The following is a 23,850-nucleotide window of genomic DNA, read 5'->3' on the forward strand; positions in this document are numbered from 1 at the left end:
GTCACCTTGACCGGCAGGCTCTCGACGAACGGCGCCCGCGCCGGCGCGGCGGAAAAGGGCGGCGATCTGCGCGCATCGGCATCTGGCGCGCGCAAGCGGACCGGCACAGCGCGCGCGAGGCAGGGCCTGGGCATGCATTTCTCCTGTTTCGATAGCTGCTTGCGCTTTCCCTGCAAGGGCTGGCGGGCAAAAACACGTTCAGACTCGCCGCCGCCGCAGCGCGGCCAGGCCCAGCAGCCCCGGCAGCAGCAGCAGGCCCCACTGCGACAGCGTAGGGATGGGCTGCGTCGGGCTGGCCAGCGTGGCGCCCCGCAGCGCGGGGCCGCCGGCGTCGACGATGCGGCTGTTGGCGCCGTCCAGGTCGTCGTCGCCCTGCCCGCCGTTGGTGATGGCGAAGCTCACGCCGTTGCCGCTGAACGTGGCGGGGTGCTGGTACCAGTGCGCCGCGTGCTCATCGGGCGTGGGGCCGTGCTTCCAGTACTGCGCGCCGTCCGGCAGGCTGGGGTAGGTGATGCGGATCGTCGCCGTGGCGCCCGGCGCGCAGCCGTCGAGCACGAAGTCGAACAGGTCGGCCGCCAGCGCCAGGCCCGCGGGCAGCGGGTCGGCCACCGACGAGCGCGCGACGAACTGCGCGCTGTCGAAGTAGCAGGTGTTGCCGGCGTCGTCGCTCACCGCCACCTCGGCCGTGCCGCCGCTGGGCAGGGGCAGGTGCGCGGTGTCCATCGGGGTGATCGCGCTGGTGGTGTTGGCGGCGTAGGTGACGGTGTAGTCGGCGCCGCCGTTGCCGTCGTCCACTGTCACGCCGCTGACGGTGACGGTCTTGCCCGTGCCCACGTGCTTGTCGGCGAAGGCGAAGCTGCCGCCGCTGAGCGTGTCGCCCGCGAACAGCGTGCCGCTGGTGACGATGGCCGTGCCGGCCGCGGCGGTGGTGCCGTCGTAGGGCTTGGTGACGGGTTCGGTGCTGACGGTGAGACCCGCGGGGGTGATGGTGGCCGCCAGGCCGCCGGTGTCGGCCAGCGCGTAGTTGCCCGCCAGCCCGCCGCCCGCGCCGTCGGCCAGGGTGTAATGGGCCGTGGCCGTGCGGCTGCCGGCGTGCCGGGCGTCGAACGTGCCCGTGGCGGTCACCGCCAGGGTTTCGCCGTCCACCAGGCCCGCCAGCGTGCCGGGCGTGATGGCGGCCTGGGTGGTGCCGTCGTAGGGCCGGCCTGCCGCCAGGCTGCCGCCGATGGACAGCACCCTGGGCGTGATGGCGCTGGTGGTGTTGTCGGCGTAGGTGACGACGTAGTTGGCGCCGCCGTTGCCGTCATCCACCGTCACGCCGCTGACGGTGACGGTCTTGCCCGTGCCCGCGTCCTTGTCGGCGAAGGCGAAGCTGCCGCCCGACAGCGTGTCGGCGCCGAGCAGCTGCGTGCCGCCGGTGGGGATGGCCGTGCCGGCGGCGGCGGTGGTGCCGTCATAGGGCTTGGTGACGGGCTCGGTGCCGACGGTCAGCGGCGCCGGCTCGATGGTGAGCCGGCCGCCGCCGGTGATGGTCAGGCTGTAGCCGAACTGGCTGGAATACAGGCCGCCGACGGTCAGCGGGTAGCTGCCCGCGTTGCGCCCGCTGGCGGTGGCGCCCGCCGCCGAGCCCAGCAGCAGCGCGGGATCGTAGGCCTGGGTGATGGCGTAGGGCGCGGTGACGTGCTGCAGGGTGCCGGTGTAGGGCACGCTCTGGTCGGTCACTTCCACCGTCAGCGGCGTGAGGAAGGCCATCAGCAGCGGATAGGTATCGCCTTCGTAGATGAAGTACTGGTTGGCGATCCGGTTGCTGTCGGAATAGACCTGCCCCGCCGCCGTGGCGGGGGTGAGGATGGCGTAGACGGGCGTGCCAATGAGCACCTGGCCGGTGTACCAGCCGGCGTGCTCGTAGGGGTCCAGCGTCATCATCTGCGCCGTGTTCCCACCCCAGAAAAGGCCGTCCGTGTAGTACTCCGGGCCGAACGACGAACCCCACCGGCCCACCGACGTCAGGTACTCGCCCGTGGTGTCTATTCTTTTGCCCGTCGAATTGGTCAGGCCGGTGGTTTCGTAGTCCCACAGCACGCCCGTCGAGCCGCCGAAGCTGCCGGCATTGCAGGTGCAATCGGTGCCGCCGATCACCGCGCCCACTTGGTAATAATTGCTGCTCGAATCGTAGTCGCCGGTGACGGCGCCGCTGGCGACGTAGGAATCGATGATGATCGAGCGGAAAGTCTCGCCGATCAGGCCGCCCACGAAGTTGTGGCCGGTGACGGTGCCGCCCCGGGTATAGACGGAATACAGGGTAAGCGTGTAAGCAACGCTGTTGTTGCCCGAGCCGCCGTTGAGGGTGCGGCCGATCAGCCCGCCCACGGCGCTGTAGCCGAACACGTTGCCGGTGGCGAACGCGTTGTGTATCACGAAAACGCCGTCCGTCGCGCCGATCAGCCCGCCGAAGCCGTAGCCATAGCCCTTGCCGGTGGTGGCGACGTCGCTGCCGGTGACGTTGCCGGTGGCATAGACGTTCTGGAACTGGACCGGATTGACGTACTGGGTTCCCCAGTATTGCGAGAGATGGGCGTAGCCGACCAGCCCGCCCAGATCGGTTTGCAGGGTCTGGTTGCTGTTGGTCATCGCCTCGCCACCGCTCACGTTGCCGGTGGCGTAGCTGTTGGTGATGCGTGCATAGCTCCTGCCCACCAGGCCGCCCGCATAACCGTAGGTGGCGTGGACATCGCCGCTGGCCCACGAGTTGGAAATCTGCTCACCGAACGCGCCGGCACCGGTGGCCATGTTGCCGACCAGCCCGCCCACTGCGATATAGCCGTCCACCGTGGCCGTGGAATGGCTGTCGGCCACGGTGCCGGCCAGGTTGCCCACCAGCCCGCCCACGCCGAACTTCGTGGTGGCCGTGCTGTCTGACTTCACCGTGCCGGACGACCAGGCATTGACGATGCTGGTGTTGCCATCGCCACGCCCGAGCAGCGCGCCGACGCCGGCGGTGCCGAGGATGTCGGCGTTGGTCAGGCCGACGTTGGCGAAGCTGGCGGCGTTGGCGTAGCCGAACAGGCCGATGTTGTCCGTGCCGCTGCGGTTGATGGTGAGGCTGTCGATGGTGTGGCCGAGGCCGTCGAAGCTGCCGGTGAACTTGGTGCTGGCATTGCCGATGGGATCGAAGCCCAGCCCCCCGTTCCAGCCGGCGGTGGCGGTGGCGATGATGTCCGCGCCCAGCACGTAGTGGCCGGCGAGGTCGCCGTTCATGCCCTGCAAATCGGTGCCGGTGGTGCTGCCTTCCGCGCCCAGGCTGGTGAGGATGGTCCAGTTGATGGCGGCGTCGGCGCCCTGCTGGGTGCTGAAGCTGCCCGTGCCCGCCAGGTCGACCGGCGCGCCCACCGTGTAGCCGCCGCCATAGCGCAGCGCCAGGCCCGCCGTGCCGCTGCCGTTCAGCCCGGCCTGGATGGCGATGTCGCCGGCGGTGCTCAGTGTCAGGGTGTGGGCGCTCCAGCTCACGCTGGCCCCCACGGCCAGCGCGTCGCCGTCCGTGGCGGCGATGCTGACGTCGCCGCCGGCCAGCCGGCTGGCCACTTCGGCGGCGCTGACGGTCGAGCCGGCGGCGCTGGGCGTCCACACGTTGGCCGACCAGCTGCCGCCGCTGCTGGCGCCGTTCACGATGGTGACGTCGAACGCATGGGCGCCGCCTGCCAGCAGCAGGACGCAGGCGGCCAGGACACGGATGAAGGCATGCACGGTACTCTCCCTATGATTTTGATAGCTTCCGGCGCTTTCCACGGCAGCGCCGCAGGCCCCGAACGCGTGAAGATGCGGACCAGGGGCCCGGCCTCCGAAAAGTCTAGGGACAGGTCGGGGCGCGCTTCGGGCTGTCTTTGGTGAATGCGTCCCAGGTTGAGTGAAGGCGTCCAGACCGGCGCGGGCGGCGCGCCATCCGGCCGCATGCGCGCGGCAGGCCGCCGCGTGTGCCGCCACGCCCCGTGCGCAAGCGCCTGCCGCCCCTCGACGCGGCGCTGGCGCCGGAAGGTGTGGCCGCGCTGATTTTCAAGAAGAAATCAGCTGCCAGCGCTTATGTGGCAAGCGCTGGCAGCTATCGATCCGGTAGCGCGTCGCGCTTCGCCAGCCGCTTCAGCCCCAGCCACTGCTGCGCCCAAAAGCCGCGCCCGTAGTCGCGCCCTCTGGAAAGCTGGTCGTCGATGCCGGTCGGCTCGGTGCCGGCGCGCCAGTCGGCGCTGCGAAACAGCATGTCCCACCAAGGGAACAGCACGCCGTAGTTGCCGCCATACGGCCGGTAGGCGGTGCTGCCGGGCGCGTGGCCCAGGGCGATGGCGTGGTGGCGGCGGTGGAAGCTGGGGCTGACCAGCAGCCGGCTGCCCACCGGGCCCCAGGACCAGCGCAGGTTGGCGTGCTGCACGCTCTCCAGCAGCTGGGTCAGCGCCACCAGGGCCACGAACTGCGCCGGGCCGACGCCGATGAGGATGGCGGCCAGCACGAAGATCACGTCGGTGATGGCCGAGTCGAGCAGGTGGTTGCGGTTGTCGGACCACATCGTCATCTGGCGCTGGCTGTGGTGCACGGCGTGCAGCTGCCACCACCAGTGCCAGCTGTGCTGGGCGCGGTGCACCCAGTAGCCCAGCAGGTCGAACACCACCAGGTAGATGACGAAGCTGACGCCGGCGCGGTCGGTCACGCCGGGCCAGAGCTGGTCGATCTGCCACGTGCCCAGGCCGTGCGCGCGCAGCCAGCCGATGCCGTGGGTGAGCCAGTCCTCGACGGTGAAGAACATCGCCAGCTTGAACAGCCCGAGCCGGTGGATGAGCGTGTAGAGCACGTCGATGGCGACGGCGTGCCGGTCGCGCACCGGCTCGACGGGCCACAGGCGCTGGAGCGGGCCGATGACGAGCAGCATCACCGCCACCTGGATCAGCCCGACCAGCAGCCAGCCGGTGGCGGCGAAGCCGTCTTCCAGCAGGTTGCCGGCGCCCAAGGCGAAGGCGGCGGGGACGACGAAGGTCTCGAACACCCATTGCTGGGCGGCGGCGAAGGCGTCGGCGAGGGTTGGGAACACCTCAACCCCCATGCGCCTTGATCCAGGCCTGGTACCGCGGATGCTCGCGCAGGGTGCGGAAGCAGAAGCCGCGCTGCTTCAGGCCCACGATCAGCGGCTCCAGCACCGCCGGCGCCCACGGGTCCTGGCGCGACCAGATGCCCAGGTGCGCCATCAGGATGTCGCCGGGGCGGATGTCGCGCAATGCTTTTTGCAGCAGCGCGTCGTTCGGGTACGCGCCGCTGGGCAGCTCGTCGCCCAGGAAGCCGGCCGGCGCCCAGCCGACGTGCTGGTAGCCGCAGCGCTCGGCGGCGGCCAGCAGCCTGGGCGAGGTCTTGCCGCCCGGCGCGCGGAACAGCGGCAGCGGGCGCCGACCGGTGACGGCGGCCAGGCGGTCGCTGGCCAGGTTCAGCTCGTCGCAATACTGCCGCGCCGTCCAGACCATGCGCTGGCCCGCCTGCGGACCGGCCGAGGGCTGGATGCGGAAGCGCGCCTCGCCGCCCGGCGCGGCCGACGTGGCGGGCGCCAGGTCGCCGCGCCAGTAGGCGTGCTGCCAGGTGTGCGAGGCGAATTCGTGCCCTTCGGCCGCGCGCGCCTTCCACCACGGCGCCCAGTGCGCGCCCAGCGAGCCGTCGCCCTCCTGCGTGCGCTCCTGCGCGGCGAAGAAGGTGACCTTGACTTGGTGGCGCTTCAGCACCTCGGCGATCAGCGGCGCCACGCCCATGTGGCCGGTGTCGAAGGTCAGATAGACCGGCGCGCAGGGCTCAGCATCTTTTTGGCCCGCAGCGCCCGCCTGGCAAGCGCTGGCAGCTATCAATACAGAAGCAATCAGGTGCTTCATGGCTCACTGCCGGGCGGCGTGGTCCAGCGTCCACACGCCGTGCGGCGACTTGCCGACCTTGACCTGGTGCACCACGCGGCGCTGTGCGACGTCGATCAGCGTCAGCTTGCCGGCCCAGCGCGAGCCGACCATGATGAGCGTGCCGTCGGCCGACACGTCCATGCAGTCCGGCCCGGCCGGCGCGGGGTACTGGTCCACCACCGCCAGGGCCAGGTAGTCGATCTTGCTGATGGTGTTGGCCACGCGGTTGCTGACGTACACGTGGCGGCCGTCGCCGGCGGCGCGGAAGGCGTGCGCGCCCTTGCCGGTGGGGATGGTCTTGACGAGTTGCGGCGCCCGCGCGCCGCCGCCGGACACGTCGTACACCTCCACCCCGGTGCCGCCGGTCAGGCCCAGCAGCAGGTGCCGGTCGCCGGGCGTGAGGAACACGTCGGCGGGCAGCGGGCCGGTGCGCACGCGGTGCAGCAGCGTCTGCGTCGGCAGGTCGATGGCCACCAGCTCGCTGCTGTCCTGCATGCTGACCCAGGCGATGGCGCTGCCGCTGTCGATCCACAGGTGGCTGGGCGTGACGCCGGTGGGGATGCGCTTGACCAGCGTGGGGTCGCGCCCGTCCCAGCGGTAGATGTCCACGTGGTTCAGGCGGTTGGCGGCCGTCACGAACCAGGCCATGTCGGGCGAGAAGCGCAGGTGGTACGGGTCGCGGATGCCCGGCAGCGTGCGCTGCACCTCGGCCGTGCGCGGGTCGATGAAGGTCAGCGAGTCGCTGGCGGCGTTGGCGACGATGACGGAGCGCTCGTCCGGCGTCAGGTACAGGTGGTGCGGTTCCCTGCCGGTGGGGATGCGCTTGACCTCGGTCCAGGTGCGCGGGTCGATCACGCTGACGTTGCCGTCCAGTGAATTGAGCACGAACACCGGCGCGGCCTGGCGCGGCGGCACGGCGGCTTGGGCGAGGTCGGGCAGCACGGCGGCGGCGGCCAGCGCCAGGCAGGTGCGGCGCGAAAGAGTGGGTTCGTGGGGGGACAAGCGGGCGCTCCGGAAACATCATGCCCCGTCCGGGGCCTACCCTTAACATTTGAAACATGGAAAAGGTGGACATCGACGGCGTTTTTCTTGACGTGCATGCCATTTTCGGCCCGGCTGAGCGGGCGCCGCTGGTGTTCCTGCACGAGGGGCTGGGCTCGGTGGCGATGTGGCGCGACTGGCCGGCCAGCCTGTGCGCCGCCGCCGGCCGCGCCGGCTGGGTGGTTTCGCGCCGGGGCTACGGCCGATCCAGCCCCGTCGCCGACGTGCGCGGCGCCGGCCGCCTGCGGCCCGACTACATGCACCGCGAGGCGCTGGACGTGCTGCCCGCGCTGCTGGCGCGGCTGGGCATCGCGCGGCCGGTGCTCGTCGGCCATTCGGACGGCGCCACCATCGCCCTGATCCACGCCGCGCACCACCCAGTGGCCGCCTGCGTGGTGATGGCGCCGCACGTGATGGTGGAAGACGTGTCGATCCGCGCCATCGAGCAGGCCCGCGACGCCTGGGAGGCCGGCGAGCTGCGCCCGCGCCTGGCGCGCTACCACGACGACGTTCATGGTGCCTTCTGGCAGTGGAACGACGTGTGGCTGTCGCCCGCCTTCCGCGGCTTCGACATCCGCGCCGAATGCCGCGCCATCACGGCGCCGCTGCTGGCCATCCAGGGCCTTCAGGATCAGTACGGCACGCTGGCGCATATCCACGACCTGCAACGCGCCGTGCCGCACGCCCGCCTGCTGGAAGTGCCCGCCTGCGGCCACTCGCCGCACCGCGACCAGCCGGAGGTGGTCAACGCGGCCATTGCCGAATTCTTGTTGAGCGTTGAGCGCGCGTCTTCACGCTGAACGCTCAACCTCTGCCCATCAGCCCCGCCACCTCCTCCGCCGTCAGCCAGCGCCAGCGCCCTTGCGGCACCTCCGGCCCCAGCACCAGCGGGCCGACCTGCGAGCGGTGCAGCGCCTCCACCCGGTTGCCGACGGCGGCCAGCATGCGCTTGACCTGGTGGTACTTGCCCTCGGTCAGCGTCAGTTGCAGGTGGCGCTCGTCCACCGCGCGGGCGGCGGCGGCGCGCACCGGGCGCGGGTCGTCGTCCAGCACCACGCCGGCCAGCAGGCGCCCCACCTGCACGTCGTCCAGCGGGTGGCGCGTGGTCACCTCATACACCTTGGGCACGTGGTGGCGCGGCGAACTCATGCGGTGGATGAAGGCACCGTCGTCCGACAGCAGCAGCAGGCCGGTCGTGTCCTGGTCCAGCCGCCCCACCGCCTGCACGCCCGGCGACTTGCCGCCGCCCGGGCGCTGGCGCAGCGGCGCCGGCAGCAGGGTGTGCACGCCGGGCCAGGCGCCGGGGCGCTGCGAGCATTCGTAGCCGGCCGGCTTGTGCAGCAGCAGGTAGGCCTTGTCGTGGAACAGCCACGGCTGGCCTTCGACGGCGAACGCGGTGACGCCCGACAGCGCGGCGATCTCGGCCGCCGGATCGAGGCAGGCGCGGCCCTCCACGGCCACCAGCCCGGCGGCGATCAGCCCCGCGCAGTGGCGGCGCGTGCCGAAGCCCTGCGAGTAAATCAACTGGTCGAGGTACATGGGCTGTGTCAACGGGCCGTCAATGGCAAGGATTTAGGTGTGACCTTTCTCACGCCACGCACATTCAGCATGCATATGTCATGAATGTATCGAAAAGTTAACCACCAAATCAGACCATCCTTAAGTAGCATTCGCCCCAACAACAAAACGCTCAGGGAGTATGCAGTGAGTGCAACGCTGGGGGCGACAGGCATTGTCGCCGGACTGCTGGCCGTGCTGGGGTTGCTTGTGGCCATCGCCGCCGCCGGCTTCTACCTGGCGCGGCGCAAGCGCGCCAGGGCACTGCCCGCTCAGCGCCGTCTGCCGCGGCAATGGCCGCTCAACCCGCGCCCGCTGGCCAACACGGCGGAGCGGCGCGTATGGCACTGGCTGCACCAGGTGTTCCCCGACCACCATGTCATGATCAAGCTGCCGGTGACGCGCTTCACCACGCCGCGCGAGCACGGCGCGGCCAGCGAATGGTTCGAGATGCTGAGCGGCGCCTACTGCACCTATACCGTCTGCAACGACCAGGGCCAGGTGGTCGGCTGCATCGATCTGCTGGGCCCGCAGGGACTCTCGCGCGGCAACCGCCAGCTCAAGCAGACGCTGCTGGCGCAGTGCGGCATCGGCTACTGGGTGCTGGTGCCCGACTCGCTGCCGGCGGCCGACGCGCTGCGCGCCGACTTCCTGGGCAGCTACGCGCCCGACTCCCGGCCCACGCCGCCCACCGAGCAGGAACGCCTGGAAGAGGCGGCGCTTCAACTGCACCAGGCGCTGGACCGCAACCGCAGCTTCCGGCAGCGCATGGCGGCCCCCCATGCCGACGACGGCAGCAGCCTCGCCGCTGGCGAACAGACGCCCTGGCCGCAGCCGGATTCTTTCCTGGGCTCCCTGGACAGCCGCCGCACGCCGCTCGAAAAATAACGAAATCGGCCTCCAACGCTTGACTGGCAAGCGCTGGCAGCTATCGTTAAAGTAGCATATCGCGGCAGCCGCACGGCTGCGCCAACCCTGCGCCCGATCGGCCTCAGGCGCCGGCACCCGGCTCGTCCGCCGCCGGCAGCAGGCAGGCCTCGATCACCTGAAGCTCGTTGTCGCGGGCGAAGTTCATCACGAAGTCCCAGGCCATGGGTTCGTGGTCGCGCAGCGCGTGGTGCACCACCACGCACTTGGCGCCGTCCAGCGTGGTCGGCACGCACCAGGGCGAATAGGCGATGTGGCTGCCGCGCGCCGCCGCGCCGCCGGGGCGGAACTGCGCCATCACCCCGGCCAGGCGCTCGGCCCAGTCGCTGGGGCGGAAGCTGCGCCCGTCGCGCGTGACGCCGCGGATGAAGACCTGGTTGCCGGGAAGTGTGGACGCCATGGATCGCTGGAACTGCCGCCGCAGGCATGCTGCGGCGCAGCAATGATTCTATCTTCTATAAGACTTGGCACGCCTCGCGGCCATCATGACTGTGATGCGGACACAGCAATAACCGCGCCAGATGCGCGCCCTAGAATGCGTTCTCAACGGGCCGCGTTGGCCCGCTTCTTTTTGTATTCACCGAAGGAGTCCACCGTGCCCGTCGCCGCCGAACTCGATCAGCCCCACCTGATGAACACCTACGGCCGCCTGCCGGCCGCCATGGCGTACGGCAAGGGCTGCCGCCTGTGGGACGTGAACGGCAAGAGCTACCTCGATGGCCTGGGCGGCATCGCCGTCAACACGCTGGGCCACGCCCACCCCAAGCTGGTGCCCGCTCTTCAGGACCAGGTCGCCAAGCTGATCCACACCAGCAACTACTACTACACGCCCAACGCCGAGAAGCTGGCCGCCAGGCTGACCGAGCTGTCGGGCATGACCAACGTGTTCTTCTGCTGCACCGGGCTGGAGGCCAACGAGGCGGCGCTGAAGCTGGCGCGCAAGTACGGCCACGACAAGGGCATCGAAAAACCCCAGATCGTCGTCTACGAAAAAGCCTTCCACGGCCGCAGCATCGCCACCCTGTCGGCCACCGGCAACCCCAAGGTGCAGGCCGGCTTCGGGCCGCTGGTGGAGGGCTTCATCCGCGTGCCGATGAACGACATCGAGGCGCTCAAGAAAGCCACCGTCGGCAACCCCAACGTGGTGGCGGTGTTCTTCGAGACCATCCAGGGCGAAGGCGGCATCAATCCCATGCGCATCGACTACCTGAAGCAGTTGCGCGCGCTGTGCGACGAGCGCGACTGGCTGATGATGGTCGACGAGGTGCAGTGCGGCATGGGCCGCACCGGCAAGTGGTTCGCCCACCAGTGGGCCGGCATCGTGCCCGACGTGATGCCGCTGGCCAAGGGCCTGGGCTCGGGCGTGCCGATCGGCGCGGTGGTGGCCGGCCCCAAGGCGGCGCACATCTTCCAGCCCGGCAACCACGGCACCACCTTCGGCGGCAACCCGCTGGCCATGCGTGCCGGCGTGGAAACCATCCGCATCATGGAAGAAGACGGCCTGCTGGAAAACGCCGCCAAGGTCGGCGCGCACCTGAAGGCCGCGCTGGAGCAGGCGCTGGCCGGCAACCCCGGCGTGAAGGAGGTGCGCGGCCAGGGGCTGATGCTGGGCATCGAACTGGCCCGGCCCTGCGGCGTGCTGGCCGAGCGCGCGCTGGCGGCCGGCCTGCTGATCAGCGTCACCGCCGACAGCGTGGTGCGGCTGGTGCCGCCGCTGATCCTGACCGAGGCCGAGGCGGACGAGATCGTCGCCATCCTGGCGCCGCTGATCGAGGCCTTCCTCAAGGAGTGAGCGGCCGATGACGCAACCCCTCAAGCACTACCTTCAATTCGCCGACTTCACGGCGGATGAATACGCCTATTTGTTCGAGCGCGCCGCGCTCATCAAGCGCCGCTTCAAGGCCTACGAGAAGCACCACACGCTGACCGACCGCACGCTGGCCATGATCTTCGAGAAGGCCAGCACGCGCACGCGCGTGAGCTTCGAGGCCGGCATGTACCAGATGGGCGGCAGCGTGGTGCACCTGACCAGCGAAGGCAGCCAGCTCGGCCGCAGCGAGCCCATCGAGGACACGGCGCGCGTGATCAGCCGCATGACCGACATCGTGATGATCCGCACCTTCGAGCAGGCGCGCATCGAGCGCTTCGCCGAGTATTCGCGCGTGCCGGTCGTCAACGGCCTGACCAACGAATACCACCCCTGCCAGATCCTGGCCGACATCTTCACCTACATCGAGCACCGGGGCAGCATCGCCGGCAAGGTGGTGGCCTGGGTGGGCGACGGCAACAACATGGCCAACACCTGGCTGGAAGCCGCCGCGCTGCTGGGCTTCAGGGTGCACGTGAGCACCCCGCGCGGCTACGAGATCGATGAGAAATTAGCCTCCAGCGCAGGCGGGTCGGGCGCCGGCAGCTATCAATTTTTTAGCAGTCCGCTCGAAGCCTGCCGCGGCGCCGACCTGGTGACCACCGACGTCTGGACCAGCATGGGCTACGAGGCCGAGAACGAAGCGCGCAGACTGGCCTTCGCCGACTGGCGCGTGGACGCCAACCTGATGGCCGCCGCCAAGCCCGGCGCCCTGTTCATGCACTGCCTGCCCGCGCACCGCGGAGAGGAAGTCACGGCCGAGGTCATCGACGGCCCGCAGTCCGTGGTGTGGGACGAGGCCGAGAACCGCATGCACGTGCAGAAGGCACTGATGGAGTACCTGCTGCTGGGCCGCCTGAATTGAGTGCGGCGCCCGACTGCCAGGGCTGCGGCGCCTGCTGCGCCAGCTTCCGGGTCGACTTCTCCATCTACGAGACCCAGGCCGCAGGCGGCGCCGTGCCCGACGGGCTGGCGGTGCAGGTCAACGGCAACACCTGCCGCATGCGCGGCACCGACCACGTGCCGATCCGCTGCGCCGCCCTCACCGGCCGCGTGGGCCAGCGCGTGGCCTGCGGCATCTACGAATGGCGCCCCTCGCCCTGCCGCGAGTTCGAGGCCGGCAGCGACGCCTGCGGGCGGGCGCGGCGGCGGCATGGGCTGGCGCAGCCGGCGGCGACAGAATCCATCTCGCCGACGTCTCGACCCTGAGCGCCGCCAGGCCCGCCGGCATCGAGACCACGCGCCTGTCCAGCAAGGGGCAGGTGGTGTGCTGCACTGCAGCCCACCGTTGAAAGCCGGGCACCGAATTCCAGGTGCAAGACACGCCCGAAGGCATCCTCCTCAAGCCGCTGGCGCGGCGGGCGCCGAGCCGGATCAGAACCGGTAGGTCACTACAAGAGTTTCAAGAAGGTCGGGCCGCTGTGCCTGATCCGCAGCTACGGCTACAAGCTGGAATATGCGCTGTACCGCCCCGAGGGCGAATTCGGGCGCGTGCCGGCCATCGCCATCGGGCGGTCTTTCAAGGGGGCGAAATGAAAACCGAAGCCGCAGAGCTGGCCGTGGCCAGCGCCGCCAGCAAGTCCACCTATGCCGGCGCCCTCTCGATGGTGCTGGGCTGGCTGACCTCCAACGAGGCGGCGGTGCTGGTCGGCATGCTGGTCGGGGTGGTGGGCCTGTGGATTAATTTCTACTACAAGGCCAAGGCCGACCGGCGCGCTGAGGCGCTGTACCAGGCGCGGCTTGGTGGTGCTGGCGGGCTACCCGTCTGATCTGTACGACCAGGCCCTGAAGGGCTGGCATCCGTCACGTCCGTCGGGTACTGCTTGCGTCTGGCCATCCGACGAATCTACAGCAGGCGCCATCAAGTTCATAACACGCTCTAATCAGGGGCGGCGAACAAGCTGGGAACGGCGAGACTTATCCACAGGCCAAGCCGTTGAGAGCGCGCGAGTGCCAAAGCGCGCGACAAAAAGCGCCAAAGCCGGCGTTAAAAAGTGCCAAAGCGCGCGGCGCGCAATGCTGGACCACCCTCCCTCCTTCGGACTGCGGGTGCGAGCGCCTTCGGGGCGGCCGGGCGGCGCTCATCGACGTCGTGCACCACCTCGCGCGCCATGCCGCGGTCGCCCCAGCGCGCCACGGGGCCGCGGCGCACGTGGGCGACGAGTTCCTCGTAGTGGCGCAGCAGCGCCGCCAGCAGAGGGAAAATGGAAGACGAGGTCACGCGCAGGCGGCGGGCACATCTAACGCCCACGAGACTGGATGCGAATGGTTTTCATTATATGAATGCTGCCGGAATCCTCGTTGGAAATAACCGACACCACGCCCACGACATTGGGGCTAAGGTCGCGCCCATGAACGACCCTGATCGCCCGCTGTGGGACATCTCGCCGCCGGTGCACGCCGGCAGCCCGGTGTTCCCGGGCGACACGCCCTACCGGCAGCGCTGGAGCGCCGCCATCGGCCCCGGCTGCCCGGTGAACGTCAGCGCCCTCACCCTGTCGCCCCACGTCGGCGCGCACGCCGACGCGCCGCTGCACTACGACCCCGAAGGCGCCGCCATCGGCGCGCTGGACCTGGCGCCCTTCCTCGGCACGTGCCGCGTGATCCACGCCATCGGCGTGCGCCCGCTCGTGCGGTGGGCGCACATCGCCCACGCCGCGCACGCGCTGCCGCCGCGCGTGCTGGTGCGCACCAGCCAACGCATGCCCGTGGATGCGTGGGACGGCGGCCTGGCCGCCTTCGCCCCCGAGACGGTGGAGCGCCTGGCCGACGCCGGCGTGCGCCTGATCGGCATCGACACCGCCAGCATCGACCCGGCCGACAGCAAGACCCTGGACAGCCACCAGGTGATCCGCCGGCGCGGCCTGCGCGTGCTGGAGAACCTGGTGCTCGACGACGTGCCCGAGGGCGACTACGAGCTGATCGCCCTGCCCCTGAAACTGACCACCGCCGACGCTTCCCCCGTGCGCGCCGTGCTGCGGGCCCTTTGATCCCTCTCCACCGGAAAACCACGATGACGACTTCTCTCTTCTCGCATGTGCCCGCCTACGGCGGCGATCCCATCCTGAGCCTGATGGAGACGTTCCAGAACGATCCGCGCGCCAACAAGGTGAGCCTGTCCATCGGCATCTATTTCGACGAGGAAGGCCGCCTGCCGGTGCTCGAATCGGTGCGCCAGGCCGAGACCGCCGGGCTGCAAGCCATCGGCCCGCGCCCCTACCTGCCCATGGAAGGCGCGGCCGCCTACCGCGACGCGGTGCAGAAGCTGGTCTTCGGCGCCGGGCACGAGGCCGTGCGGAGCGGGCGCATCGCCACGATCCAGAGCCTGGGCGGCTCGGGCGCGCTCAAGGTCGGCGCGGACTTCCTCAAGCGCTACTTCGACGGCGCCGAGGTCTGGGTCAGCGACCCGACCTGGGAGAACCACACGGCGCTGTTCGAAGGCGCCGGCTTCAAGGTGCACACCTATCCCTACTACGACCAGGCCACCGGCGGCCTGCGCTTCGACGAGATGCTGGCCAGCCTCAAGGCCCTGCCCGCGCGCGGCATCGTGCTGCTGCACGCGAGCTGCCACAACCCCACGGGCGTCGATCTGACGCCCGAGCAGTGGCGGCAGATCATCCCCGTCATCGCCGAGCGCGGCCTGATCCCCTTCGTGGACATGGCCTACCAGGGCTTCGGCGACGGGCTGGACGAAGACGCCTTCTCCGTCCGCGCCCTGGCCGACGCGGGCGTGCAGTTCCTCGTCGCCAACTCGTTTTCCAAGAACTTCTCGCTCTACGGCGAGCGCTGCGGCGGCCTGCACGTGGTCTGCGCCGACGCGCCGACGGCCGGCACCGTGCTGGGCCAGCTCAAGGCCACGGTGCGCCGCAACTACTCCAGCCCGCCCACGCATGGCGAGGCGATCATCACCCGGGTGCTGGCCGACCCCGCGCTGCGCGCGCTGTGGCAGCAGGAGCTGGCGGCGATGCGCGCGCGCATCAAGTCGATGCGCGAGGCGCTGCACCGGGGGCTGGGCGAGCACTTCGGGGACACGCGCGACTTCGGCTACCTCCTGACCCAGCGCGGCATGTTCAGCTACACCGGGCTGTCCGAAGCGCAGGTCAACGCCCTGCGCGACGCGCACGCCGTCTACCTGGTGCGCTCGGGCCGCATGTGCATGTCGGGCCTGAGCACCCGGAACGTCGCCTACGTGGCACAGGCCATGGCGAAGGTGCTGAAGTGAGCATCGCCCGCCCGCAGGACATCGTCGCCGAGGAAAAGGCCCGGCTGGACTTCAGCCACGGCATGAGCTATGGCGACTACCTGCACCTCGACCAGATCCTGAGCGCGCAGCACCCGCTCTCGCCCGCGCACGACGAGCTGCTGTTCATCGTCCAGCACCAGACCAGCGAGCTGTGGATGAAGCTGCTGCTCAAGGAGCTGGCCAGCGCCATCGAGGACGTGCGCGCCAGCCACCTGCCGCCCGCCTTCAAGAAGCTGGCGCGCGCCAGCCGCATCATGGAGCAGCTGGTGCACGCCTGGGACGTGCTGGCCACCATGACGCCGCCCGAGTACAGCGCCCTGCGCCCCTACCTGGGGCCGTCCAGCGGCTTCCAGAGCTTCCAGTACCGCTGCATCGAGTTCGCGCTGGGCAACAAGAACGCGGCCATGCTGGGGCCCCACGCCCACCACCCCGAGCGGCTGGCGCTGGTGCAGTCTTTCCACCGCGCGCCCTCGCTGTACGACGAGGCGCTGCGCCTGCTGGCGCGCAGCGGCCTGCCCGTGCCCGCGAGCCACCTGGAACGCGACTGGACGCAGCCCCATGAAGCCAGCGATGAGGTGGAGGCCGCGTGGCTCATCGTCTACCACGCGCCCGCGCAGCACTGGGACCTGTACCAACTCGGCGAAAAGCTGGTGGACCTGGAAGACGCCTTCCGCCTGTGGCGCTTCCGGCACGTGACCACGGTGGAGCGCATCATCGGCTTCAAGCGCGGCACCGGCGGAACCAGCGGCGTCGGCTACCTGCGCAAGATGCTGGACGTGGTGCTGTTCCCCGAGCTGTGGCGGCTGCGCACCGATCTTTGAATTTTTAAGCCAAATCGGCCTCCAGAGCCCGCCAGTCAAGCGCCAGCAGCTATGAATTTTGAATATTTAGCGTTTGGTGGTGAGTATTGAGCGGGCAGAAGTCCGCGCCGGACGCTCAACCCGGCACGCGCCCGCAGCCATCAAATCAGGGGCAATGAACCCGCGCCCGTGAACCCCATGGGCAGCCGGGCACAATCGCGCTCCATGCCCGCCCTGTCCCGCCAGCAGCTCGTCGTCCTGCTCCTCCTCACCCTCGTGTGGGGCGTCAACTGGCCGGTGCTGAAGCTGGGCGTGCAGGGTTTTCCGCCGTTCACGTTCCGCGCCGTGTCGCTGTTGCTGGGCCTGCCGCTGCTGGGGCTGGCGGTGCGCACGCAGAAGCTGCCGCTCGGGCTGCCGCGCGCGTTGTGGGGCCAGGTGCTGTGGCTGGGCCTGTTCAACGCCGTGCTGTGGCATGCGCTCATCATCAGCGCGGTGCCCATGCTGTCGAGCGGACGCGCGGCCATCCTGGGCTACACCATGCCCATCTTCTCGGCCCTGCTGGGCGCGCTGCTCTTCCACGACCGCCTGCCGGCGCGCGGCTGGGCCGGCGTGGCCGCCGCCGCCGCCGGCGTGCTGCTGCTGCTGTGGAACGAGATGGCCTCGATGGGCGGGCGGCCGCTGGGCGTGGCGCTCATGCTGGCCGCCGCCGCGGCCTGGGCGCTGGGCACGCGCCTGCTGCGCCGGTCGCGCCTGGACGTGCCCACGCTGACCCTGACGTTCTGGATGATGGCCGAGGCCACCGTGGCGGTGTGCGTGCTCGGCCTGCTGTTCGAGCGCGACCAGTGGCGCCTGCCCGGCGCCGGCGTGACCTGGGCCATCGTCTACAACGCGGCGCTGGCCATCGGCTTCGCCCAGACCGCGTGGTTCTACCTGGCGCGCGGCCTGCCGCCGCTGGCCTCGACGCTGAGCGTGATGATGATCCCCGTGCTGGGCGTGTTCAGCGGCGCGCTGTGGCTGGGCGAGCAGCTGCACTGGCAGGACTGGACGGCCGTGGTCCTGATGACGGCGGCCATCGCCTCGGTGCTGTGGCCGACGGCGCCGGTACGTCCACCGGCCTGAAGCCTGCCTCGGGCGGCGAGTCAACCCCGGATGGCGAGGTGAAAACGAAAAACCGCTCGTCGCGCTTCCAGCCAGCCGCCTCGTCAACAGACTGCGCGACGGTGTTCGTACAGGGCGGCCTCAGTTCCGCAGGGTATTGCACTTCAGAGTTGAGACCGCCCATAGAGCACGGGTGCAAAGCTTCAGAGTATGGGCCTCAAAAGGGAAGGTAAAAGACAAGAATTGGCCCCATTATTGCGCACATATTAGCTCAATCTATCTATGCTTAAAGAAATTTCCAACTCACCCAATCGCTTAATCAGGGAAGCTCCAAAAGTGACCCCTAGAAAGCCCTCTCTATCAAGACTTATAAATATCTCTGCCGAGCCCCCGTCACCAATAAAACCATGCCACTCCACCGCACTTTCCGATAGCCCCTCAACGAAATCAATAACAACCTCTTCAAGACCCCGAGAGTTTTTCACCGGAACATCACATACACAGTAAGAATACTCCGCCACCCTATTACCCGGCAGCACATCACCTTTATTCCACATTTTTTTATATCTAGTTTTAATTGATTTGCGATTTGATGCGCTCCTCCATCTTGCTTCCTTAAGCGCACAGATATAAAAAATTCATTCTTCATGGATATAATCCAGTGGACTCTTGAGTGTAGTCATCAGCTGGGCCGTGATTTATAGCATTACCCTCTGGATCACTGGTAATTACATCTCCATTTGGTGCGATACCAGTCCAATCCCTCGCCCCTGCTCCAACACCATCTTTAATATCATGAATCTCCCCTCTTCCAAGACCGCTTTGGTCGATAGGCTTTGTACCCGTCGACGCATCGATAGGACGAGATTCATTACCAGGCTTCGGCCTACTAAAAATCCAATTCAATCCATAACCAACTCCTCCCAGACCTGCGCCAATAGCTATATCAGCCCCGGTTACAGCAACAGGAATAAATGGGATGACAATCGCAATCTTTCCGCGCGGGTCAACCAAATTAATTGGGTTTTGCGCCACATATCCATAAAGATTTGAATCCCCACCCTTGAACAAGATCGGATCCTTGGCCGTCCATCTCCCCGTCTCCGCATCGTAGTCTCTGGCACCGAACCTGGTCAGCTTGGTGTCGTGGTCGTACAGTCCCCCCGCGAACCCGAACGGCTGGAAGTCAGGGTTCGTGTCTTTCGTGATGTTGCCCCATACGTCGTAGTCCAGTTCCTGCGCCACGTCTCCCGTCTGGCTGTCTATGACGAGTCTGACGCTGCCCAACTGGTCGCTGACGATCCGGTACGTCTTGCCACCCTTTCCCATCGCCTCCGGCACGTTGGGCTTGTCGCCGTAATAGAAGATGGCCTCCAAGGTGTTGTCGGCCTTCAGCCTGGCTATCGGTCTGAGTTGGCTCTGCCAGATGAGTTGCCATTGCAATTGCCCATCGATGCTCTTGCCGGTTCTTCGGTTGTCCGGATCAATGGCGTAGCTGATCCTTCTGCCATCTTCCAATGCATTAATATTCATCCGGCCCCGATTTCACCGCCTTCACTCTCTCAACTGTCACTCAGGAGTCAGGGATCTGTTGCAAAAACCTTTCAACTTCAATATCTAATGCCCGCATGGATTCCCGAATGAGAATTTCATCATGCTCTGTTAGAAAATCTCCAAATTCAATCGATCCGGCATTTATTTGCTCCAAGCCCAAGATAATAGGAAATACAACTTCCTTCCATTTCTTATCTTGTATGATTTCTGAGACAGCCTCAAGGTTGCCAATGAATTTATTTAAGTCGATTTTTCCTCCCAAGTAGTCAGAAATATCTTTTCTAATGAGTAAAAATTGACGCTTTAAGAAATCTTTCATCTTGAATCTTTATCGTGGAATAACAGTAATGACTTGTCCATTTCCGCCAGTAACTACCGTCAAACCATTGGATCCGTTATGAACCGTTGTACCAGGCCGACTCCCAGGCGCACTTGTTCCATTATTAATAGCATCTTCGACTGCTGACGGGGGAAGGCGGCCTCAAATCTGAAGTGCACCCCCCCCTTCAGAATTGAGGCATCCATGACCGAAAGAACCTACGAGCAGCTCAGTGAGATGGAGCGCTACGCGATAGCGCTGGGCCTGCAGCAAGGGCAGAGCCAGAGCGCCATAGCCAGAGCGCTGGGCCGCTCCAAGAGCACCATCAGCCGTGAGTGCAAGCGCAATGGAGGTGCCCAGGGCTACACCTCCAAGTACGCCCAGCAGCGCTGTGACAGACGCAGGCACTTCGCCCGCGCTTTGCCCAAACTGCACCGCGACGGCCCCCTGTTCCCCCTGGTGTGCGCGCATCTGCGCCAGCACTGGTCACCCCAGCAGATTGCAGGACACTTGAAGGCCCTGCACCCCGATGACAAGCGCATGAGAGCGTCACACGAGAGCATCTACACCTGCATCTATGCCCAGCCCAGGGGCGAGCTGAAGAAAGAGCTGGTGTCGTGCTTGCGCATGGCCCATGCCAAACGCTGGCCCCGCTCCAAGGGCAAGGATCGGCGCGGGGAGATCCAGGATCTGATGAGCATCCACGTACGCCCGCCCGAGGTCGAGGATCGCCAGCTTCCCGGCCACTGGGAGGGTGATCTGATCAAGGGGGCGGCCAACGCCAGCGCCATCGGCACGCTGGTGGAGCGCACCACGCGCCTGGTGCTGCTGGTCAAGCTGCCACATCCCAACCCGGCCACGGCCGCGCACGTGCTGCAGGCGTTCAGCGACAAGCTCAATGGCATTGCCAGCCCTATGCGCAAAACCCTGACCTATGACCGAGGCTCGGAGATGGCCGAGCACGCCAGGCTGAGCGAGAACACGGGCATGAGGGTGTACTTCTGCGACCCCCACAGCCCTTGGCAGAGGGGCAGCAACGAGAATACCAACGGACTGCTGCGCCAGTACTTCCCCAAGGGCACCGATCTGAGCGGCTATACGCAGGAGCAGCTTGATGCCGTCGCCGATGAGCTCAATGGCCGTCCCAGGATGACCTTGGGCTACCGCACTCCGCTTGAGGTCTATGCTCAGCACCTACAACTATTGACCCAGCGCGGGGACTCCGTGCATTGAATCAATGTTGCACTTGGACTTGAATCCGCCGAACTCCTCTACCTTGCATACGATCAAGTGCATGCCCTGTGTAATCGCGCCCCTCAATTGTTGTTGGATCGTTTGTCCCTGGTTCGACCTCCATGGGGCTACCTCTTCTCCCGGTCGGCGTACTAGCGTCCGCGTCTCCCCCATCGGAAAACATCCAGTCCTTCAGCCACCCTCCCACATCCATGCACATCTTGGCGGTAGCTGCGGCAGCACCAACCGCCGCCCCTCCACAAATAGGATTGGCAAAACATGCCGCTACAGCCGGAGCAATCAACCCTGTAGGATCGATAAGACTCACCGGATTCTGTAGCACATACCCATAAAGGTTGCTGTCCCCGCCCTTGAACAGAATCGGATCCTTGGCCGTCCATCGCCCCGTCTCCGCATCGTAGTCTCTGGCCCCGAATCTGGTCAGCTTCGTGTCCGGGTCGTACAGCCCTCCCGCGAACCCGAACGGCTGGAAGTTGGGGTTCGTGTCTTTCGTCACGTTGCCCCAAACGTCGTAGTCCAGCTCCTGGGCCACGTCCCCCGTCTGGCTATCAATGACCAAGCGCACGCTGCCCAACTGGTCGCTGACGATCCGGTACGTCTTGCCGCCCTTGTCCATTGCCTCCGGCACGTTGGGCTTGTCACCGTAATAGAAGATGGCCTCCAAGGTGTTGTCGGGTAAGCCGTCAATCAACCACGCCCTTGCGCATGGTGTGGGAATCGATCCGCGCAGGGCGTCCTACGCGCCGCCGAGCGCGATGTTCCAGGGCAGCAGCGCCTCGTAGTCATCCACGGTCTGCGCGAGCGGCAGCTTCTTGAAGAGCACGACGAGGTACCGGTAGGGCTCGATGCCGTTGGCCTTGGCGGTCTCGATCAACGAGTACAGGTTGGCGCTCGCGTTGGCACCGCCCACGGTATCGGCAAACAGCCAACTGCGTCTTCCGACGACGAAGGGCCGGATGGCGTTCTCCACCGGATTGGAGTCCAGCGGCCAGGCTGAGTTGTCCAGGAACCGCACAAGTTTGGGCCACTGCCCGTGCAGGTAGTGCAGCGCTTCACCAAGCAGGCTGGATGGCGCGACGCTGTGCAGGTGCGTGAGCAGCAGCCGCTCGATCTCGCGCACGACTGCGCGGCTGTAGCGCGAACGCAGCCGCAGCCGACGTGCGGGCGCCCAGTCCTTGGCCAAGGATTCGGCTCGGTACAGCTTGGCGATCAGCCGCACGAACCGGGTTGCAATCTGATCCGGTGAACGCGTTGCCTTCGGGATGGCCTCCTCAGCCTTGATGAACGGCCGGCGTGCATGCACCCAGCATCCCAGGTGCGTGAGGCCATTGGCCCTGGCGATGCCGTTGTAGACCTCGTAGCCGTCGGTGATGAGCGTAGCGCCAGGACGGATGCCGGCATACAGCCTATCGGCATGCACGGCGCCACGTCCCGGCGCATAGGCGAACAGCCGCACCGGCGGGCCGGTGCCGGCGCCATTCATCTGCGCCCACATGTAGCTCTTGGTCTGCGCCTTGCGTCCAGGCTCCTTGAGCACCTGCACCGTGGTCTCGTCACCGTAGATGAGTTGGGAGTCGAGCAGGTGGTCGCGCAGCAGATTGATCACGGGCTGCACGGCCTGGCCGATGCGCACGACGCCTGAGGCCACCGTGTTGCTGGCCAGATCGCCGCCGAAGCGGCGCAGCAGCGCGGCCGTGCGATATAGCGGCATGCCGAACTGGTACTTGCCGGTGATGACCCAGGCCTGGGCGGCTTCAGTGAGCAGTCCGCGCGGAATGATGCGCGCCGGCGTCGGCGCGACCTTCAGGCTCTGGTCGCAGCAGGGGCAGGCGTACTTGATACGGTGGTGCTGCAGCACGCGGACCTGCTCGGGGATGATGTCCAGTTGCTCACTGACTTCCGAGCCGATCTCCACCAGCGCATGCCCGTCATGGGCGCACACGCGCTCGGCCTCGGGCAACTCGTGGCGCACGACCTCGCGTGGCAGGGCCGCATCCAGCGGCTTGCGGCCACGCTTCTTGCGCTGATGCCCGGCGACCGGCATTGACGCCTCTTCATCCGTCTCGGCCTGCGGCGTCTGCTCGGTGGGCGCGAGGGCCTCGGCCTCGTTGAGGAACAGGTCCTTCTGAACGGTGCCGCGCGCTTCGCTCTTGGCGGCAAAGAGCTGGCGCTGCAGCGCCCTCAGTCGCACCAATGCGAGGTCCCGCTCGGTGGTCGCCACCCGCAGCGCGCCGGCCAGCGCATCGCGCTCGGCGATGAGAGCGGCGAGGTCTTCGGTGGTGATGGTGGCAAGGGCAGGCGGCAGCGACACGCCAGCTTGGATCGGCATGCCCCATCATCGTTCCAATGCTCCGTCAGGCCACGCTGCAATAGCGCAGATGGGCGTGGCGTTGCACCACCGCGATGTCAATGCCCTCCAGCAGCCAGTGCAACTGCTCAGCCGTCAGCGTGGGCACCGCCTCGGCCGAGGGCCAGATGAACCGGTCCTTCTCCAGACGCTTGAGCAGCAACCAGAAGCCATTGCGCTCCCAACCCAGGATCTTGACCCGGTCACGCCGCCGGTTGCTGAAGACGTACGCGCAGCAGGCGAATGGATCCAGGCCGAGCCCCTGCTCGACCAGGATCGCCAGGCCGTTGATGCTCAGCCGGAAGTCCACCGGCTCGCGGTGCAGGTAGACCTTCAGGCCTTCGTCGAAGCGAAACACCGCAGCCTCCCCAGCGCTTCGACCACATCGCCCAGCATGCGCAGATCAATGCTGCGAAGGTCGATCGCCACGCCATTGGGCAGTCTTGCATGCATGTCGATGACAGCGGCGATGCTGTCGCTGCTTGCGGCCGCAATCGGCGCCGTTGCAGGCATAGAGACCGCCACGAATGCCGAAGGTGCGGCAGCTACGTTTGCAACGGCCCTGCGCGCACGCCCACTGTCGCCATGCTCGCGAAGCCAGCGGCTGACCTGGTTGGCGTTGACGCCGCACTCACGCGCCAAGCGCGACACCGAGGCGCCCGGCTGTCGACACAATGCCACCAGTTCCGACTTCGCCGCTTCGTCGTACACGCTGCGTCCGTCGCTCTTGTGCCCCACCACCAGCCGGCGTTTGAGGTCTTCCAAATTGTCTGTCATCTACGTTCCCACGTTGCTCTATGTGGGAACGTAGGCTGTCAGGTCATAGCCTGCGGATCAAGGACGTTGTTCGTTGACCGCATACGTTGTCGGCCTTCAGCCTGGCTATCGGTCTGAGTTGGCTCTGCCAGATGAGCTGCCACTGCAATTG

General features: G+C 67.0%; 25 protein-coding genes. 11 read left to right on the forward strand and 14 right to left on the reverse strand.

Features of this window, described 5'->3' with window-relative positions; translation table 11 throughout:
- Positions 1-198 precede the first annotated feature (198 nt).
- From QM772_RS01900 to QM772_RS01915, 4 genes are all read right to left on the reverse strand, one after another.
- Positions 199-3,744, reverse strand: a complete 3,546-nt coding sequence (locus QM772_RS01900) for an IPTL-CTERM sorting domain-containing protein (RefSeq protein WP_415133609.1) — start codon at positions 3,742-3,744, stop codon at positions 199-201.
- Positions 3,745-4,096: 352 nt separating this feature from the next.
- On the reverse strand, positions 4,097-5,074 hold the full coding sequence (locus tag QM772_RS01905) for a sterol desaturase family protein (RefSeq protein WP_415133611.1): 978 nt from the start codon (positions 5,072-5,074) through the stop codon (positions 4,097-4,099).
- 1 nt (position 5,075) lies between these two features.
- Positions 5,076-5,894: a polysaccharide deacetylase family protein gene (locus QM772_RS01910; protein WP_415133613.1), complete on the reverse strand. Its 819-nt coding sequence runs from the start codon at positions 5,892-5,894 to the stop codon at positions 5,076-5,078.
- 3 nt (positions 5,895-5,897) lie between these two features.
- Positions 5,898-6,917, reverse strand: coding sequence for a YncE family protein (locus QM772_RS01915; protein ID WP_415133615.1), 1,020 nt, complete (start codon positions 6,915-6,917; stop codon positions 5,898-5,900).
- A gap of 56 nt (positions 6,918-6,973) precedes the next feature.
- On the opposite strand from QM772_RS01915, the gene QM772_RS01920 reads away from it, so the two are divergent.
- Complete coding sequence (locus QM772_RS01920; protein ID WP_415133617.1) at positions 6,974-7,756, forward strand: alpha/beta fold hydrolase; 783 nt, start codon at positions 6,974-6,976, stop codon at positions 7,754-7,756.
- Positions 7,757-7,760: 4 nt separating this feature from the next.
- On the opposite strand, the gene QM772_RS01925 is transcribed toward QM772_RS01920, so the two are convergent.
- The gene (locus QM772_RS01925) at positions 7,761-8,495 is read right to left on the reverse strand and encodes a pseudouridine synthase (RefSeq protein WP_415133619.1); all 735 of its coding nucleotides are present in this window, start codon (positions 8,493-8,495) and stop codon (positions 7,761-7,763) included.
- Between the two features lie 165 nt (positions 8,496-8,660).
- Here QM772_RS01925 and QM772_RS01930 point away from each other — a divergent pair, with 165 nt between their 5' ends.
- Positions 8,661-9,401 carry a DUF2726 domain-containing protein gene (locus QM772_RS01930; RefSeq protein WP_415133621.1) on the forward strand — a complete coding sequence of 247 codons (741 nt, stop codon included), beginning with the start codon at positions 8,661-8,663 and terminating at the stop codon, positions 9,399-9,401.
- A 103-nt stretch (positions 9,402-9,504) separates the two neighbouring features.
- Here the strand turns inward: QM772_RS01930 and QM772_RS01935 are convergent, their stop codons facing one another.
- On the reverse strand, positions 9,505-9,840 hold the full coding sequence (locus QM772_RS01935; RefSeq protein ID WP_415133623.1) for a DUF3579 domain-containing protein: 336 nt from the start codon (positions 9,838-9,840) through the stop codon (positions 9,505-9,507).
- Positions 9,841-10,071: 231 nt separating this feature from the next.
- Here QM772_RS01935 and QM772_RS01940 point away from each other — a divergent pair, with 231 nt between their 5' ends.
- From QM772_RS01940 to QM772_RS01955, 4 genes are all read left to right on the forward strand, one after another.
- A complete protein-coding gene (locus QM772_RS01940; protein ID WP_415139420.1) occupies positions 10,072-11,232 on the forward strand; it encodes an aspartate aminotransferase family protein in 1,161 nt (386 codons plus the stop codon).
- Positions 11,233-11,239: 7 nt separating this feature from the next.
- On the forward strand, positions 11,240-12,172 hold the full coding sequence (gene argF, locus QM772_RS01945) for an ornithine carbamoyltransferase (protein ID WP_415133625.1): 933 nt from the start codon (positions 11,240-11,242) through the stop codon (positions 12,170-12,172).
- Positions 12,169-12,516, forward strand: a complete 348-nt coding sequence (locus QM772_RS01950) for a YkgJ family cysteine cluster protein (protein WP_415133627.1) — start codon at positions 12,169-12,171, stop codon at positions 12,514-12,516. The genes argF and QM772_RS01950 overlap by 4 nt, the downstream gene beginning before the upstream one ends.
- Positions 12,517-12,839: 323 nt before the next feature.
- Positions 12,840-13,076 carry a holin gene (locus QM772_RS01955; protein ID WP_415133629.1) on the forward strand — a complete coding sequence of 79 codons (237 nt, stop codon included), beginning with the start codon at positions 12,840-12,842 and terminating at the stop codon, positions 13,074-13,076.
- Between the two features lie 218 nt (positions 13,077-13,294).
- Here the strand turns inward: QM772_RS01955 and QM772_RS01960 are convergent, their stop codons facing one another.
- Positions 13,295-13,528 carry a hypothetical protein gene (locus QM772_RS01960; RefSeq protein WP_415133631.1) on the reverse strand — a complete coding sequence of 78 codons (234 nt, stop codon included), beginning with the start codon at positions 13,526-13,528 and terminating at the stop codon, positions 13,295-13,297.
- A 130-nt stretch (positions 13,529-13,658) separates the two neighbouring features.
- Here QM772_RS01960 and kynB point away from each other — a divergent pair, with 130 nt between their 5' ends.
- From kynB to QM772_RS01980, 4 genes are all read left to right on the forward strand, one after another.
- A complete protein-coding gene (kynB, locus tag QM772_RS01965; protein WP_415133633.1) occupies positions 13,659-14,297 on the forward strand; it encodes an arylformamidase in 639 nt (212 codons plus the stop codon).
- 23 nt (positions 14,298-14,320) lie between these two features.
- Positions 14,321-15,529 carry an aromatic amino acid transaminase gene (locus QM772_RS01970; RefSeq protein ID WP_415133635.1) on the forward strand — a complete coding sequence of 403 codons (1,209 nt, stop codon included), beginning with the start codon at positions 14,321-14,323 and terminating at the stop codon, positions 15,527-15,529.
- Positions 15,526-16,371, forward strand: a complete 846-nt coding sequence (gene kynA / locus QM772_RS01975; RefSeq protein ID WP_415133637.1) for a tryptophan 2,3-dioxygenase — start codon at positions 15,526-15,528, stop codon at positions 16,369-16,371. The genes QM772_RS01970 and kynA overlap by 4 nt, the downstream gene beginning before the upstream one ends.
- 204 nt (positions 16,372-16,575) lie before the next feature.
- Positions 16,576-17,469: a DMT family transporter gene (locus QM772_RS01980; protein ID WP_415133639.1), complete on the forward strand. Its 894-nt coding sequence runs from the start codon at positions 16,576-16,578 to the stop codon at positions 17,467-17,469.
- Between the two features lie 245 nt (positions 17,470-17,714).
- Here QM772_RS01980 and QM772_RS01985 read toward each other — a convergent pair whose 3' ends face one another.
- The 3 genes from QM772_RS01985 to QM772_RS01995 all read right to left on the reverse strand — a co-directional run bounded on the left by QM772_RS01985 (position 17,715) and on the right by QM772_RS01995 (position 19,321).
- The gene (locus QM772_RS01985; protein WP_415133641.1) at positions 17,715-18,005 is read right to left on the reverse strand and encodes a hypothetical protein; all 291 of its coding nucleotides are present in this window, start codon (positions 18,003-18,005) and stop codon (positions 17,715-17,717) included.
- Positions 18,006-18,093: 88 nt separating this feature from the next.
- On the reverse strand, positions 18,094-18,981 hold the full coding sequence (locus tag QM772_RS01990) for an RHS repeat-associated core domain-containing protein (protein ID WP_415133643.1): 888 nt from the start codon (positions 18,979-18,981) through the stop codon (positions 18,094-18,096).
- A gap of 40 nt (positions 18,982-19,021) precedes the next feature.
- Complete coding sequence (locus QM772_RS01995) at positions 19,022-19,321, reverse strand: hypothetical protein (RefSeq protein ID WP_415133645.1); 300 nt, start codon at positions 19,319-19,321, stop codon at positions 19,022-19,024.
- Between the two features lie 204 nt (positions 19,322-19,525).
- Between QM772_RS01995 and QM772_RS02000 the strand changes: the two genes are divergently transcribed.
- A complete protein-coding gene (locus tag QM772_RS02000) occupies positions 19,526-20,554 on the forward strand; it encodes an IS30 family transposase (RefSeq protein ID WP_415133647.1) in 1,029 nt (342 codons plus the stop codon).
- Between the two features lies 1 nt (position 20,555).
- Here QM772_RS02000 and QM772_RS02005 read toward each other — a convergent pair whose 3' ends face one another.
- The 4 genes from QM772_RS02005 to tnpA form a co-directional block, all read right to left on the reverse strand.
- Positions 20,556-21,239, reverse strand: a complete 684-nt coding sequence (locus tag QM772_RS02005) for an RHS repeat-associated core domain-containing protein (protein WP_415133649.1) — start codon at positions 21,237-21,239, stop codon at positions 20,556-20,558.
- A gap of 72 nt (positions 21,240-21,311) precedes the next feature.
- Complete coding sequence (gene tnpC, locus QM772_RS02010) at positions 21,312-22,904, reverse strand: IS66 family transposase (RefSeq protein WP_415133651.1); 1,593 nt, start codon at positions 22,902-22,904, stop codon at positions 21,312-21,314.
- 25 nt (positions 22,905-22,929) lie between these two features.
- Positions 22,930-23,280, reverse strand: a complete 351-nt coding sequence (tnpB, locus tag QM772_RS02015) for an IS66 family insertion sequence element accessory protein TnpB (RefSeq protein WP_415133653.1) — start codon at positions 23,278-23,280, stop codon at positions 22,930-22,932.
- On the reverse strand, positions 23,256-23,699 hold the full coding sequence (tnpA, locus tag QM772_RS02020; protein ID WP_415133655.1) for an IS66-like element accessory protein TnpA: 444 nt from the start codon (positions 23,697-23,699) through the stop codon (positions 23,256-23,258). Before tnpA ends, tnpB begins: the two co-directional genes overlap by 25 nt.
- Between the last annotated feature and the right edge of the window lie 151 nt (positions 23,700-23,850).

Origin of the sequence: Ottowia sp., assembly GCF_047601385.1 — a bacterium.
Taxonomy (GTDB): domain Bacteria; phylum Pseudomonadota; class Gammaproteobacteria; order Burkholderiales; family Burkholderiaceae_C; genus Ottowia.